Genomic DNA, 14814 nt, shown 5'->3' with positions numbered 1-14814 from the left:
AGCCATGACCCTCGCCAGCGATTTCGCGGGCCTGCCGACGCACGCCGCCAGCACCCCGCCGGGGAGCGATTTCAGCCGCTACCGGATCGTGCCGGCGCGCTATCCTGCACGCACGATCGGCACCGCCTTCGCGGTCGTGGTGATCGTCGCGGTCGTGAACTCGGTCCTCTCCAATCCGCGCTGGGGCTGGGACGTCTTCGCCGAGTGGTTCTTCGCCGAGCCGGTGCTGGCTGGGCTGGCGCGAACGCTGCTGCTGACCCTGCTCGGCACCGTCCTCGGTTTTCTGCTCGGCACCGGCCTGGCGCTGGCGCGCGTCTCCGGCTCGCCGCTGCTGGCTTCGCTGTCCTGGGCCTATGTCTGGCTGTTCCGGTCGATCCCGCTGATCGTGCTGCTGCTGATCCTCAACAATCTCGGCTATCTCTACTCGACGATCTGGCTCGGCGTTCCCTTCACGCAGATCACCTTCGCCAGCTGGTCGACGACGCAGCTGATCACGCCGTTCTTCGCCGCGGTCCTCGGGCTGACGCTGCACGCCGGCGCCTTCTCCTCCGAGATCGTGCGCGGCGGCATCCTCTCTGTCGACCAGGGCCAGCACGAGGCGGCGGCCGCGCTCGGCCTACCGCGGCGCCGGCAATTCTCGCGGATCGTGCTGCCGCAGGCGATGCGCACCATCCTGCCCAACGGCTTCAATGAGATCATCCTGCTGGCGAAGGGCACCAGCCAAGTCTACATCCTGGCGCTGCCGGAGCTGTTCTACACCATCCAGATCATCTACCGGCGCAATCTCGAGGTGATCCCGCTGCTGATGGTGGCGACGGTCTGGTACCTTGTCATCCTGAGCGTGCTGTCCTTCGTTCAGCACCATATCGAGCGCTATTATTCGCGCGGGGCGCTGCGCAACCCGCCATCCTCGCTGATCGGGCTGGCGCTGGCACGCTTCGGCCGCTCGCGTGACGCCGCAGCGGCACGGCGTACCGAGGCTGCACTCGTCCAGGCCAGTTCGTCCGCCGCGGTGATTCCATCGCTGGCGAGCCTGCGGCGCAGCGGCGGCGAGATCCGCATCAGCAATGTCTCGAAGAGCTTCGGCCCGCTCAAGGTGCTCGACGATGTCAGCCTGGCGCTGCGTCCCGGCGGCGTCACCGCGATCATCGGCCAATCCGGCTCCGGCAAGTCGACGCTGCTGCGCTCGATCAACCATCTCGAGCGCGCCGACGAGGGCTTCATCGCCATCGACGGCGAACTGATCGGCTACCGCCAGGACGGCGACACGCTCTACGAGCTCAAGGAGCGCGAGATCCTGAAGCGCCGTGTCGATGTCGGCATGGTCTTCCAGAGCTTCAACCTGTTCCCGCATCTCACCGCGATCGAGAACGTCATCGAAGCCCCGCTCTCGGTGCGCGGCGTCACCCGTGAACAGGCGCTGGCCGAGGCGCGCGAGCTGCTCGCCCGCGTCGGCCTCGCCGACAAGGTCGACGCCTATCCGCGCCAGCTCTCGGGCGGCCAGCAGCAGCGCGTCGCCATCGCCCGGGCGCTGGCGCTGAAGCCGAAGGTGCTGCTCTTCGACGAACCGACCTCGGCACTCGATCCCGAGCTCGTCAACGAGGTGCTCGACGTCATCAAGGAACTCGCCCGCTCCGGCACGACGCTGGTGATCGTCACCCACGAGATCGGCTTCGCCCGCGAGGTCGCCGACGAAGTCGTCTTCATGGAGGCAGGCCGCATCCTCGAAGTCGGCCCGCCGGCCCGCGTCCTCGGCGAGCCAGACCATCCCCGCACCCGCGAATTCCTCGCCAAGGTCCTCTGACAATCATTTCCAAGGAGCAACCATGATCACCAGACGCAACACGCTCGCTCTGCTCGGCGCCGCCTCGGCCGGCGCCATGCTCCCCTCCATTGGCTTCGCCCAGCAGGCGATCGATCTCTCGCCCGAGCAGGCCGGCCGGCCGCGCGCTGGGCGCGACGAGGCGGCGATCAAGCTGATCGGCAAGGATGCCAAGTTCGTGAAGGACGGCGTCTTCACCGTCGCCAACGCCACCGGCCGCCTGCCTTTCGCCGGCTATGCCGCGGATGCCAAGACCATCGTCGGCTCCGAACCCGACATCGCCCAGCTCGTCGCCGATGCGCTCGGCCGCAAGCTCGAGATCGTCCCGGTCTCCTGGGCCGACTGGCCGCTCGGCGTCGTCTCCGGCAAATACGATGCGGCGATCTCGAACATCACCGTCACCGAGCAGCGCAAGGAGAAGTTCGACTTCTCGACCTACCGCAAGGACCTGCTCGGCTTCTATGTGAAGAAGGACAACGAGATCCAGATTCGCGAGCCACGCGACGTCGCCGGTCTCAAGATCATCGTCGGCTCCGGCACCAACCAGGAGCAGATCCTGCTGCGCTGGAACGAGCAGAACGTGAAGGATGGGCTGAAGCCGGCCGAGATCCAATATTATGACGACGATGTCGTGCTCTATCTCGCGCTCGAGACCGGGCGCGCCGACGCTTATCTCGGCCCGAACGCGCTCCTCAGCTTCAAGGCGGCGCAGGAGAACAAGACGCGCCTCGCCGGCAATTTTAGCGGCGGCTGGCCGGTTCTGGCCGAGATCGCGGTGACGACCCGCAAGGGTGCCGGCCTCGCCGAGGCGATCACCCACGCGGTCAACACCCAGATCGGCAATGGCAACTACGCCAAGGCGCTGGGGCGCTGGAACCTCGCGGCCGAGGCGATCGAGCAGTCGCGCACCAACCCGCCCGGCCTGCCGGCCAAGTGAACGCAGCGGGCGCCGCCGCGACTGGTCGCAGCGCTCACCTCATCAAGAAAGACGGAAAGACAATGATGTCGCGAGCGCGCGCCATGCTGGCCCTTCTCCTCGGTGGCCTGGCCATCTTCGGCCCGGCGCAGAGCCCGGCCGTGGCTCAGGCACCCTTCGATCTCGGACCGGAGCAGCCGGGCCGGGTCAGGGCGGAGCAGCAGCCAGCGGCGATCGCCGCTATTCCGAAAAGCTTCAAACTCGCCGCGCCCGGCATGCTCACCGTGGCGGTCAGTCCCGGCGGGCCGCCGCTCGCGACCTATGCGACGGACGCTAAGACCGTGGTCGGCGCCGACGCCGATTTCGCCCAATTGATCGCCGACAGTCTCGGCCTCAAGCTGGATCTGCAGCCGATTGCCTGGGCCGACTGGCCGCTCGGGCTCGCCTCCGGCAAGTACGATGCGGTCATCTCCAATGTCGGCGTCACCGAGCAGCGCAAGGAGAAGTTCGACTTCTCGACCTACCGCAAGGGCCTGCACGGCTTCTTCGTCAGGGCCGATAGTCCGGTCACCGAGATCAAGGAGCCGAAGGATGCAGCCGGGCTCAAGGTCAGCGTCGGCGGCGGCACCAACCAGGAGCGTATCCTGGTCGAATGGAGCAAGCAGAACGTCGCCGCGGGCCTGAAGCCGATCGAGCTTCTGCTCTTCGACGATGAGGCCGGGCGGCTGGTGGCGCTGCGTTCGGGTCGGGTCGACGTCATCGTCCAGCCGCATGCCCAGCTCGTCTTCATCGCTGCGCGCGACAAGGATATCAAGCGCGTCGGCACGCTCAGCGCCGGCTGGCCGCTGAAGTCGGATGTCGCGATCACCACGCGCAAGGGCAGCGGCCTGGTCGATGCGCTCACCATCGCGACCAACGGGCTGATCGCCAATGGCAAGTTCCGGCAGTCGCTGGCGCGCTGGAGCCTGGAGGAGGAAGCACTCGACCGCTCCGAGACCAACCCGCCCGGCCTGCCGAAGTACTGAAAAGCCCATGTCCTCGCGCCTGAGCGTGCGGGCTGACAACGTTGCCTGTGATCAGATGTCGAAGAACACCGTCTCGTTATCGCCCTGGAGCTGGATGTCGAAGACGTAGGTGTCGCCGCTACGCTGCGCGATCAGCGTCGGCACGCGCACCTTGTGCTCGATGCGTGCGAGCACCGGATCCTCGGCATTGGCGGCTTCCTCGTCGCCGAAATACATGCGGGTGTGCAGGCCGATATTGATGCCGCGCGCGACGATCCAGACGGTGAGGTGCGGCGCCATCAATCGCCCGTCATTGAAGGGCACGCGGCCCGGCTTGATCGTCTCGAAGACGCATTCGCCGCTGACCATGTCGGTCGCGCGCCGGCCCCAGCCGGTGAAATGCGGATCGGCGGTGCCGCGCCGCTCGTCCGGCGAATTGTACAGGCCGGCCGCATCGGCCTGCCAGATCTCGATCAGGGCGTCCTTGAGCGGCGTGCCGGCGCCGTCGATGACGCGCATTTTCACCGTGATGCGCTCGCCCCTGGTCTTGTCGCTGACCATGGCGGTGCCGAGATCATCGGGGTAGACGCCGCCAATATCGGCGAAGTTGGGGGTGAGGCCGATATGGACGTACGGGCCCGCAGTCTGCGACGGGCTTTCCTTCAGGCGGTCGAGCTTCTGGGCCATCAATTGCCCTCCCGCCGGTTCTCGAACATCGTCGAGCGGCGCCCGCGCAGCACGATGTCGAACTTGTAGGCGCGCATGTCCATCGGCAGCGTCGCCTGCATGTCGAGCGCCGCGGTCAATTGCTCGATCGCCTGGGGATCGTTGATCGTCTTCACGATCGGGCATTTCCAGATCATCGGATCGCCCTCGAAATACATCTGCGTGATCAGCCGCTGGCCGAAGCCGTGGCCGAACACCGAGAAATGGATATGGGCAGGCCGCCAGTCATTCGGCCCGTTCGGCCAGGGATAGGGGCCGGGCTGGATCGTGCGGAAGCAATAGGAGCCGTCGTCGCCGCTGATCGTGCGGCCGCAGCCGCCGAAATTCGGATCGAGCGGCGCGAGATAGCTTTCCTTCTTGTGGCGGTAGCGCCCGCCGGCATTGGCCTGCCAGACCTCGATCAGCACGCCGGGCACGCCAATGCCGCGCTCGTCGAGCACCCTTCCATAGACCATGATGCGCGGGCCGATGGCGCTCTCGCCGGGCTTGGCGAAGTTGACGATCATATCGTCGTCGAGCTCGCCGAGCATGTCATGGCCGAAGACCGGCCCGGTGATCTCCGAGATCGTGCTGTTGAGCGAGAGCAGCGCCCGGCGTGGCGAGCGCAGCACCGAGGTCTTGTAGCCCGGCGTGAAGGCCGGTGGATGCCAGTCGCGGTCGCGCTGGAAGAAGGCGCCCGCCTCGGGCGGCCGATTGGGAGCGACGATGTTGCTCATGACTTGGCTGCATCCATCTCGTCGAAGGTCTTCTTGGCAATCTTGATCGCATGGTTGGCCGCCGGCACGCCGGCATAGATCGCAACGTGAAGCAGCGCTTCGCGGACATCCTCGCGCGTCGCCCCGGTATTGGCAGTGGCGCGCACATGCATCGCGACCTCGTCATCCTGGCCGAGCGCCGCCAGCAGCGCGATGGTGATCAGCGAGCGCTCGCGCTTGCTGAGTTCGGGCCGTGACCAGACATGACCCCAAGCCGCCTCGGTGATCAGCTCCTGGAAGGGCAGGTCGAACGCGGTCTTGTTCGCTTCGGCGCGGTCGACATGGGCATCGCCCAGCACGGTGCGTCGCGTCGCCATGCCTTGCCGATGGCGGGGAGACTCCGGTTGCGTCACGTCCGCTCTCCGTCGTGCTTGCTCGCCATGAAATCGGCGATGAGCGCCGACAGCGCCTCCGGCTGCTCGACGCAAGGGATATGGCCGGCGCCGGCGATGACCTCGAAGCGCGCGCCCGGTATGGCCTCGGCCAGGCTCCGCACGAGCTCGGGCGGCGTCGAGCCGTCCTGATCGCCGACGACCATCAGGGTTGGCACAACGATCGCCGGCGCCGCCGCCGAATAATCTGCATCGCGGATCGCTGCACAGGCCGCCGCATAACCCGCGGGCAGTTGCCGGGAGAGCATGGTCTTGTAGCCGGTAAGATCGGCGGCGCGGTTCCGGTGGAAGTCCGGCGTGAACCATTTTTCCATCACGCCGTCGGCGAAGCTGGCGATCCCGGTCGACAGCGTCGCCGCGATACGATCGTTCCACGACTGCGCCGTGCCGATCTTGGCCGCCGTGTCGCAGAGGATCAGCTTTTTGACGAGGCCGGGCCGCGTCCTGTAGAGGCTCTGCGCGATTAGCCCACCGATCGAGAGCCCGCACAGCGTCGCCTGCGCGATGCCGAGATGGTCGAGCAGAGCTGCGAGATCGGCGGCATAAGTCTCAATGCTGACCGGCGCGTCGCCGAGCTCGCTCAGGCCATGGCCACGCTTGTCGTAGAATACGAAGCCGAACTGGCCTGCCAGTCTGTCGGCGACATCCTGCCAGATGCGGAAATCCGTCCCGAGCGAATTGATGAAGACCAGCACCGGCCGGCCCGGCGCAGGCTCGTGGCGATAGTGCAGGCAAACGCCGTTGATACGCGCGAACACGATGCTGCCACCCTCCCGTTTCACAAAAAATGACGCTTCAGTTTGGTTATGTAAAATGATATTTCTGGCACCAGGAATAACCTATAGGTTATGTTTTGAGCCTGCCCATCAAGCTCCGTCATCTCGAAGCCTTTGTCGAGGTCGCGCGGCAAAGGAGCGTCCAGAAGGCGGCCGACGCGCTCCATGTCAGCCAGCCGGCGGTCACCAAGACGATACGCGAGCTCGAGGAGAGCCTGGGCGTCGCCGTCTACGAACGCGACGGGCGCGGTATCAGGCTGACCAATCACGGCGAGGTCTTCCTGCGCCATGCCGGGGCGGCGCTCGTCTCGGTCAGGCAGGGCCTGGACTCCGTCTCGGACGGGCGCGCCGGCGAGCATCAGCCGATCCGTGTCGGGGCCTTGCCGACGGTGTCGTCCCTGACCATGCCGCGCGCCATCGAGCTCTTCTTGCAGGAGCAGCCGGAGCGGCGGGTCCGGATCGTCACCGGCGAGAACGCCGCGATCCTCGAACAGTTGCGCCAGGGCGAACTCGACCTCGTGGTTGGGCGGCTGTCAGGGGCCGAGCTGATGGTCGGCCTGTCCTTCGAGCATCTCTACTCCGAGGCCGTCCGTTTCGTCGTGCGGCCCAAGCATCGATTATTGTTGGCAGCCGGCTCGGTTCTGGAGCGGATCGCCGACCATCTCGTGCTGATGCCGCCGCCAGCCTCGATCATTCGGCCCTATGTCGACCGGTTTTTGATCGCCAATGGCGTGCATGCCTTTCCGCGGCAGATCGAAACCGTGTCGGATACGTTCGCTCGCGCCTTCCTGCGGGCGAACGACGCGGTCTGGATCATCTCGGCCGGCGTCGTGGCCAACGACCTTGCCGATGGCACGCTTGTCGCCCTGCCGGTCGACACGGCGCAGACGCTCGGTCCGGTCGGGCTGACGATGCGGGCCGATGGTCCCTTGCGTCCGGGAACCGAGCTTCTGGCGCGCGCGATTCGGGCGGCCTCGCGTCAGGGTGCGTGAGACTCCTTCTGAGTGCGCGTCCGGATCAGCGCAGCCGCTTCACCTCTTCGGCCGTGACGCTCGGCTGCTGCCCACCCCAACTCGCTCGTAGCCAGTTGGAGAGGTCGGCGACCTGCTGGTCGGAGAGGTGCGCGGCAAAGCCCGGCATCGGCTGCATACGCTCCAGCCCAGGGAAGCGCTGGGCCGGGATGCCGGCGAGAATGACCTTGTTCAGGTTGCGCGCATCCGCCAGCCTGAGCGAGGCATTGGTCGCCAGCGGCACCACGACATGCGGGATGCCTTGCCCGTCGACGCCATGGCAACTGGCGCAGACGGCGAGATAGCTGGCACGGGCCGAGGTCGCGACATCAGCGGAGACCGCGACCGGCTTCGGCGGCGCCGGCGGGGTCGCGCGCTCCGGCAGTTTGTCGAGATCGAAGAGATAAGCCGACATCGCGGCGAGGTCGTCGGCGGTGAAATATTGGGTCGAGAAGTGGACGACCTCGAACATCTGGTTGGTCATCGCACCCTGCGCCGAGATGCCCGACTTCATGAAGCTCGCGAACACCAGGGGATCGAAGCCCATCCGCGCCAGCCCGGCCTTGGTGATATCCGGCGCGATCACGCCTTCGAGTTCCGCGCCCTGGAGATAGGCGCTCTCCTTCATCCCCATCGCAAGGTTGCGCGGCGTATGGCATTCGCCGCAATGGGCGAGGGCGTCGGTCAAATAGCGGCCGCGGTTCCACATCGCCGAGCGCCCGGCAACCTCGGTCCTGGTGTCGGAGGACAGGTTGACCAGGTTCCAAAAGGTCAGCCCCTGTCGGATGTTGAACGGGAAGGGCAGGTGATTGGCCATGTTGGCCACCTTCATCGGCTCGCGGCTCATCAGGAAGGCGTAGACGGCGTCGACATCATCCGCCGTCAGCTTGCGATAGGAGGCGTAGGGCATCGCCGGATAGAGATGGCCATGCTTGCCGACGCCGTCGCGCACGGCGCGGTGGAATTCGGCGCGCGTCCAGCTGCCGATGCCGTGCTCCTTGTCCGGCGAGATATTGGTCGAGAAGATCGTCCCGAATGGCGTCTCGAACGGCAGGCCGCCTGCCCAGGGCGCGCCGCCCTTGACGACATGGCAGGCATAGCAGTCGGCAGCGACGGCGACATAGGCGCCGCGCTTGGCGAGCGTCTTCATCTGCTCGGGGCTCAGCGGCTGCTCGATCTCTTTGGCGACGACGCTGCGCTCGAACAGGCTGAGGAAGACGGCCCCCGCCGCGAGCGCGCCGACGACAGCGACCGCCAGAGCGGCCAGAAGCAGCTTCCTCGCCATCAGCCTTACGCCTTCACCAAGCCGGGAGTCCTGAGGACGAGATCGCGCACCGCCTCGAAATAGCGAACATAGCCGGTGCAGCGGCAGATATGCCGGTCGAGCGCCTCGCTGATCACCTGCTCCAGCGCCTCGCGCTTGACCGGGTTGCGCCTGAGCTGGTCAAGCAGCACCGTCGCGCCGGTGACGAAGCCGGGCGTGCAATAGCCGCACTGGAAGGAGAAATGCTCGATGAAGGCCTGCTGGACCGGCGAGAGCTGCGTGATCGCGCCACTCGCGTCGCGCTTGGCCTGCCCTTCGACGGTCCTGACCTTGCGCCCCGCGAACCAATGCACGCCGGTGATGCAGGTCCGCATCTCTTCGAGCGAGCCGTCCGCCTTCTCCAGGACCACGGTGCAGGCATGGCAGATGCCCTGGCCGCAGCCCATACGCGAGCCGGTGAGGTTGAGATACTCGTAGAGGAAATCCTGCATCATCATCGTCTCGGGCACGTCGATCGGGCCGACGGCCTTGTCGTTGATGGTCAGGGAGAGCGTCTTGGTCGCGATCGTCATGCCAGCGCCTCTCGAATCCTCTCAGGCGTGAGCGGCAGGGTGTAGAAGCGCTTGCCGATGGCGTGGGCGACGGCATTCACGATCGCCGGCACCACGGCGATCATCACCACCTCGGCCATGCCCTTGGGCGGATCGGTCTCCGACAGTGGTGGCAGGACCTCGGATGTCTGCGACCAGACCGCGACGTCCTTCGAGGTTGGCAGTTCGTAGCGGTTCCAGTTCCAGGTGCCGTTGCCCGGGCCGTCCTCATAGAGCGGCAGATACTCCTTCAGGGCGTGGCCGATGCCCATGGCGAGCCCGCCCTGGACCTGGCCCGAGACCAGCTCCGGCACGATCTGGTTGCCGCATTCGAGGATGGAGTGATGCGAGAGCAGGCTGACCTCGCCGCTGCCGGTGTCGACGACGATCTCGGCGAGCGTCGCCATCGGCGCGTAATAGGTGACGCCGGCGTTGTTGCGCTGTGCCGGCGGATAGGAGACGGAAGCCCGCTCGACGAAATGCCAGCCGCCTTTCATCAGCGCCTTGCGCTCGGCCGGCGCTCCCTCGCCGTATTTCACCGCCAGCGCGTCGATGGCGAAGCGGCGGCGTCCGGCATCGGGCAAGTCGAACTCCGCCTCGGCCCATTGCCAGCGGTTGAAGCTGTGCACGGTGACGCCGGTGACGAGGCCGAGCCGGTGCGCTTCGGCTGCGACCTCGGCAAAGGACAGAGGCTGCATGGCGGCCGCGTTGATCGTGCCGCGGACGATGCGCAAATCCTCGCGGCGGACCGCCTCCGGCGCCAGCTGGCCGCCGCCGATGCCGCGCGACCAGAGCGAGCGCGCTGCCGGCCAGATCGAAAGCTCGACCAGCGCGCGGGCGGCCTCGCGTGTCGCATGGCCGAGATAGTAGACACTGTTGGAGGCGCTCATCGGCGAGGTGAAGCTCGGCGTCCAGCGCGGATTGGCCATCCGCTTGTCCTCTTCCTCCTGCGACAGGGTATAGGGCTCGTCGGTCGTTTCGAGTGGCATTTGCGGCCAGCGCACCTTGCCGAATTCGGTCTCGTCCGGCTGCCGTCCGAGGATGGCAGCGGCCATCACCGCCTGCGAAGTCGTGGCGCCGGTGCCGATCTCATGCGCGACATGCGAGAGCCTGAGGCGGCCACTCGGATCGAATTCGAGCCCGCACAGCGCCGCCTCGGCGCCAGTGCCGTAGTCCTTGTGCACATGGCCGTAGCCGACGCCGTATTTCTTGCCGGGATTGGCGGCCTCGAACTCGGCCTTGCGCGTCTGCCTGCCCACCCAGAGCGGATGCTTTTCCGCTTTCGCCAGGATCTCGTCATGGCGCAGCGCCCCGGACGGAATCGCGCCCTGCGAGTTCTTCATGCCCGACTTCAGCGCATTGCGCCGCCGGAATTCCATCGGATCGAGGCCGAGCGCTTCGGCGGCCTCGTCGACCATCATCTCGGTCGCCGCCATGGTCTGCAGCGTGCCGTAGCCGCGCATCGAGCCGGCATCGACCGCCCGCGACGACATGATCGCCGCCGAGAAATCGCTCTTCGGCAGATAGTAGATCGACTGCGCCGCCGTCGCGCCGACCGTGCCGACCGAGACCGAGAAGTTCTCGCGCCCGCCGCCATCGTTGCGGTAGCGCCCGGTCATCGCCCGGAACTTGCCGGTCTTGCGGTCGATGACCATGGCCTTGTCCATCTGGAAGGCATGGCGCTTCAGGGCGGTCTGGAACTGCTCGTAGCGGTCATTGGCGAGCCTGACCGGACGCCCGTCGCCATAGAGGCCGGCGAGCACGCAGAAGAACGGGAAGATCGCGTGATCCTTGGTGCCGTAGCCGACGGTGTAGCCGATCTTGAGGTCGATGCTCTGAAGCGCGAACTTGGACTTCGACACCATATGGGCCGCCATCTCGGCGACCTCGTGCGGCGACTGCGTCGCGATCAGCGCATGCAGGATTCCCGTTCCGCGCTCGTACCAGACATTGCCGTTGTCAGCCTCCATCGCCGAGGCATCGGCCGACTGGGTCGAATAGGAGCGCCGCAGCACCAGCACGTCGTCGCCGGCATTGGCGATCTCGCGCTCGATCTCGGCGGCCGCCGCCATGCCCCGCGCCATCGCGTCACCGTCCCCGGGGGTGGGCCATTGCGGCTCGTTGCCCTTGAAGCCGGTGCGGATCGTCGTGTCCTTGAGTGCGGAATAGCGGTCCTCGGCATCGGGGCTGCCGCCATCGATCCGGACATAGCGCGCCGCGCCATAGGGGCCGGGCGTGGTCGACGGGCCCTTAGCGCCGTAGCGCACGACCTTGTCGTTGAAGCGCAGCTTGCGCTTGGCCGCGTCATAGCGGGCGAAGTCGTGATAGATCAGCATTGCGACAGGCTGGCCGAGCAGGCGTGCCGTCTGCCCCTTCGGAACGAAGAAGACGTCGCCATAGAAGCCCGGCCATGGCGCCGGCATCGCGACGCCGTCGGCGACGAGGTCCTTGTGGAGCACCAGCCGGTCGGGCTTGAGCTCGTCGCCGAGCAGGCCGAGGTCGACGCCGTCGAAGACGCGGTCGACCCGCGTGGCATTGAGCATGAAGGCGTGTGCCTGCTCCTTCGGCCAGCCTTCGAGGTCGCGGGCGCGGTAGTCGCGGGTGAAGGTCTTGCCGCCGGTCACCTTGGCGATAGCGTCGAGGCGGTATTTCGGCTTGCCGCCGGGAGCCAGCCAATCGGCGCCGCGGCGCGGCGGCGTCTCGATCAACTCCGCCTGGGTGGCCGAGGACAGCAGCGAGATCTTGATGGCGACGCCGGCGGCTCCGGCCTTGAGGAAGCCTCTGCGGGATAGCCCTGTCTTCACGTCGGACACCCCGCTCGCTGACGAGCCGACCCTGCTCTCCTGCCGATATTATGAGCACACGGCAGGCGTGTATACGGGATATTCGAATTGGTCTCGTTCAAGGATCGGGAGGTTGCGGCAGGGATCGTCGCCGCGCTTATCGGCCGCCGCTTCTCACTGTTCTGGCGTTCGCGGACCGTGCCGCTCGCTGGCAGCGGCCATTGGTCTCATTCAGCCGTCGGCGAGTGGCTCCAATAGCCAACGAGCTTCTGGCGCCCGTCGACGAAACAGGGCAGCGACTTGGCCTGGTCGCGCAGCTCCCGGACCACCGACCGCTCCGCGGCAACCCAGAGATAGCCGCCATCCTGGTCTCGCGGGGCGTTCGCGAGCAGGCTGCCTATCCTGCTTTCGGCGATGCCGTTGCCGCTGCCGGTGAGCCAGGTCACGCGCGCGCCGGGATGCTCGGGCAAGTCCTGGACATGCGCTTCGTCGGCGAGCTCGACGAAGATGTCGCTGAAGATCCCGGCCGGTGTCTGTTCGAGGATGCGTGCGACGGCCGGCAGGCCGGTCGCATCGGCGATCAGGAGCTGCCAGCGCAGGTCGGTCGGCGGCACATAGAGCCCGCGTGGATTGTTGATGACGATGCGCTCGCCGACCGACGCAGCCATCGCCCAGTCGCTGGCCTGCCCGCCATCATGGACGACGAGATCGATGTCGAGCTCGCGGCTCGCCGCATCGAAACGGCGGACCGTGTACGTGGAGTAGCGGACGCGTTGCCGTTCCTCGGGCATCGTCCAGCGGCCCTCGCCGTCGATCGCGGGCAGGACGAGTTCGCCGCTCTCCGGATCGGGAAAGAACAAGCGGATGTACTCGTCCGGGATACCGGTCGAGCGGAAGTTCGCGAGGCCTTCGCCGGAGAAGGTCAGCCGGACCATTCCGGGCGTCAGCATCTGGCGTTGCGTCAGCGTCGCTTCATGGAACGGGCCGGTGCTCATGCTCTCGCGGACCTGTTTGGCGGTTCGGACGGCGCCGCTTCTTCCATGCCAGGCGCCCATAAGCAAGCGCTTAGGCATTTGATTTCTTTAGATTATCTCTAAATCATCGTCGTTGCTGCACATGGTCTCCGCTGTTATGGACGCTCCAGGTGATGGCATCTGCGGAGCCTTTTTCGGCCATGTCCACGAGCCTCGATGACATCGAGAGCCTCTATGCGCTCGAGCAACGCCGGCTTGAGCGGCTGGCAGCGCGGCGCGTCGGACCTGCCAATGCCGCCGATGTCGTGCAGGACGTCTTCATTGCGCTGTGGACGCGGGCGCGCGAGCAGATCGGCTGTTCGTCCGCCTATCTGACGCGGGCGACCCATTACACCGCGATCAGCCATCTGCGGGCCGAGCGCCGGCGGGCGAGCCTGCCGCGGCGCATCACCGAGGAGCAGTATGCCGCTCCCGTGGTGCTGCCTGACCAGGCGGTCGCGGCGCGGCAGGAACTCGCGCGGCTCGACGATGCGATCACGGCCCTGCCCGAGCGGACCCGCCAGATCTTCCTGTTGAACCGGTTGCACGCCTGCTCCTATGAGGAGATCGCGACGGCGCTCGGGCTCTCCTACAGCACGGTCGAGCGCGAGATCGCGCGAGCTTTGCTGGCCTGCCGCGACGCGCTGCGCTAGTCAGCCCTCGACAATCAAACGGGCAGCTTCCGGACCATGTCGGACGAGGGGCAGATCGAAAAGCAGGCCATCGCCTGGTTCACCCGCATGAACGGCAGGCCGTCGCCGGCCGACCGCGAGGATTTTGCGCGCTGGCTCGGCGCCTCCGTGGCGCATGAGCAGCACTATGCGAATGTGCAGCGGCTCTGGACCGATCTCGGCCCGCTTTCGGATGCGGTCGAACGGCGCGAGGCCGCAGCGCTCGCCAGCCCCTTGCAGAAGATCGAGGAATTGCGGCGCCAGCGCAGTCGCGGCAAGCTCGCGGCCGGCGCCGTGCTCGGCTTGGTACTGTGCCTCATGACCGGCTGGCTCTGGCTTGAACGCCCGCATCTCCTTCAGGATTGGCAGGCGGATTATGCGACTGCGCGCGGCGAACAGCGCAGCCTGACGCTGGCTGATGGCTCGACCGTGCTGCTCGACGCCGACAGCGCGGTTGCGGTCGATCTCAAGGCGACGGAGCGCCGCGTCGAGCTTATCCGCGGCACAGCCTTTTTCAGCGTCATTCCGGGGCAGACGCCCTTCACCGTAGCGGCGCGCAATGGCGAGGCCCGCGTGCTCGGTACCCGCTTCGAGGTCGCCGCCGAGGACCGCGAGGTCAGTGTGACGCTCGACAGCGGCAGCGTCGAGGTTGCGCTGCGCGATGGCGCGGGCAGCCTCGTGCTGAAGCCCGGCGAGAGCGTCGCTTACGGTGCGGCCGGCCTCGGCAGCGCCCATGCCGTTGATCTCGCCGAGGCCACGGCCTGGCGGCAGGGCCGCTACATCTTCACCAACGTCCGGCTCGCGGATGTGCTGGAGCGGATCGGGCGCTATCGCGGCGGCCGCATCCTGGTGACGAGCGGCGCGCTCGGCGAGCGGCGCGTCAGCGGCAACATCGCGCTGCGCGACGGCAATGCGGCGCTGGCGGCCGTGCAGTCCACCGTCGGATTTCAGGTCACCGCGCTCGGCCGGCTGACGCTTGTCAGCCCCTGAGCGAGCCGACTCGGGTCCTCGCTATTTTTTTGTCGAAACAATGAGGGTGGTGCCCGCTCCCGGACGACTAGGAGATGAAGGCAGCACGCGACGGGTGCGTGG

General features: G+C 66.7%; 14 protein-coding genes. 6 read left to right on the top strand and 8 right to left on the bottom strand.

The features are described 5' to 3' along the window. Positions 1–4 precede the first annotated feature (4 nt). The 3 genes from ACSQ24_RS23660 (at position 5) to ACSQ24_RS23650 (ending at position 3763) form a co-directional block, all read left to right on the top strand. Positions 5–1804 carry an amino acid ABC transporter permease/ATP-binding protein gene (locus tag ACSQ24_RS23660; protein ID WP_436097052.1) on the top strand — a complete coding sequence of 600 codons (1800 nt, stop codon included), beginning with the start codon at positions 5–7 and terminating at the stop codon, positions 1802–1804. Positions 1805–1826: 22 nt separating this feature from the next. After that, positions 1827–2759, top strand: a complete 933-nt coding sequence (locus ACSQ24_RS23655; RefSeq protein WP_436097051.1) for an ABC transporter substrate-binding protein — start codon at positions 1827–1829, stop codon at positions 2757–2759. A gap of 83 nt (positions 2760–2842) precedes the next feature. After that, a complete protein-coding gene (locus ACSQ24_RS23650) occupies positions 2843–3763 on the top strand; it encodes an ABC transporter substrate-binding protein (protein WP_436097050.1) in 921 nt (306 codons plus the stop codon). Between the two features lie 51 nt (positions 3764–3814). Here ACSQ24_RS23650 and pcaG read toward each other — a convergent pair whose 3' ends face one another. From pcaG to pcaD, 4 genes are read right to left on the bottom strand one after another with little or no spacing between them, the layout of a single operon-like run. Further along, a complete protein-coding gene (gene pcaG, locus ACSQ24_RS23645; protein WP_436097049.1) occupies positions 3815–4429 on the bottom strand; it encodes a protocatechuate 3,4-dioxygenase subunit alpha in 615 nt (204 codons plus the stop codon). Next, positions 4429–5184 (bottom strand): protocatechuate 3,4-dioxygenase subunit beta, encoded by a 756-nt coding sequence (gene pcaH, locus ACSQ24_RS23640; RefSeq protein ID WP_436097048.1) that lies wholly within the window; start codon positions 5182–5184, stop codon positions 4429–4431. Before pcaH ends, pcaG begins: the two co-directional genes overlap by 1 nt. Next, positions 5181–5576 carry a 4-carboxymuconolactone decarboxylase gene (pcaC, locus tag ACSQ24_RS23635; RefSeq protein WP_436097047.1) on the bottom strand — a complete coding sequence of 132 codons (396 nt, stop codon included), beginning with the start codon at positions 5574–5576 and terminating at the stop codon, positions 5181–5183. The genes pcaH and pcaC overlap by 4 nt, the downstream gene beginning before the upstream one ends. Beyond that, positions 5573–6376 (bottom strand): 3-oxoadipate enol-lactonase, encoded by an 804-nt coding sequence (pcaD, locus tag ACSQ24_RS23630; protein WP_436097956.1) that lies wholly within the window; start codon positions 6374–6376, stop codon positions 5573–5575. The genes pcaC and pcaD overlap by 4 nt, the downstream gene beginning before the upstream one ends. A 92-nt stretch (positions 6377–6468) precedes the next feature. Between pcaD and pcaQ the strand changes: the two genes are divergently transcribed. Then, positions 6469–7383: a pca operon transcription factor PcaQ gene (gene pcaQ, locus ACSQ24_RS23625; RefSeq protein WP_436097046.1), complete on the top strand. Its 915-nt coding sequence runs from the start codon at positions 6469–6471 to the stop codon at positions 7381–7383. Between the two features lie 25 nt (positions 7384–7408). Here pcaQ and ACSQ24_RS23620 read toward each other — a convergent pair whose 3' ends face one another. The 4 genes from ACSQ24_RS23620 to ACSQ24_RS23605 all read right to left on the bottom strand — a co-directional run bounded on the left by ACSQ24_RS23620 (position 7409) and on the right by ACSQ24_RS23605 (position 13033). Further along, entirely contained in the window at positions 7409–8686 is a 1278-nt protein-coding gene (locus ACSQ24_RS23620; RefSeq protein WP_436097045.1) for a cytochrome c, read from the bottom strand. A gap of 5 nt (positions 8687–8691) precedes the next feature. Further along, the gene (locus ACSQ24_RS23615) at positions 8692–9237 is read right to left on the bottom strand and encodes a (2Fe-2S)-binding protein (RefSeq protein ID WP_436097044.1); all 546 of its coding nucleotides are present in this window, start codon (positions 9235–9237) and stop codon (positions 8692–8694) included. Next, positions 9234–12059: a xanthine dehydrogenase family protein molybdopterin-binding subunit gene (locus tag ACSQ24_RS23610; RefSeq protein WP_436097043.1), complete on the bottom strand. Its 2826-nt coding sequence runs from the start codon at positions 12057–12059 to the stop codon at positions 9234–9236. The genes ACSQ24_RS23615 and ACSQ24_RS23610 overlap by 4 nt, the downstream gene beginning before the upstream one ends. 206 nt (positions 12060–12265) lie before the next feature. Next, positions 12266–13033 (bottom strand): siderophore-interacting protein, encoded by a 768-nt coding sequence (locus ACSQ24_RS23605; RefSeq protein ID WP_436097042.1) that lies wholly within the window; start codon positions 13031–13033, stop codon positions 12266–12268. Positions 13034–13212: 179 nt separating this feature from the next. Between ACSQ24_RS23605 and ACSQ24_RS23600 the strand changes: the two genes are divergently transcribed. Next, a complete protein-coding gene (locus ACSQ24_RS23600; RefSeq protein WP_436097041.1) occupies positions 13213–13704 on the top strand; it encodes an RNA polymerase sigma factor in 492 nt (163 codons plus the stop codon). Between the two features lie 36 nt (positions 13705–13740). Next, a complete protein-coding gene (locus tag ACSQ24_RS23595; RefSeq protein ID WP_436097040.1) occupies positions 13741–14712 on the top strand; it encodes a FecR family protein in 972 nt (323 codons plus the stop codon). The last annotated feature ends 102 nt before the right edge of the window (positions 14713–14814 follow it).

Origin of the sequence: Allobosea sp. LjRoot237 (assembly GCF_964253285.1) — a bacterium.
GTDB lineage: Bacteria > Pseudomonadota > Alphaproteobacteria > Rhizobiales > Beijerinckiaceae > Allobosea.
Note: the sequence above shows the minus strand (reverse complement) of the source record. Positions and strands in the feature narration are given on the sequence as shown.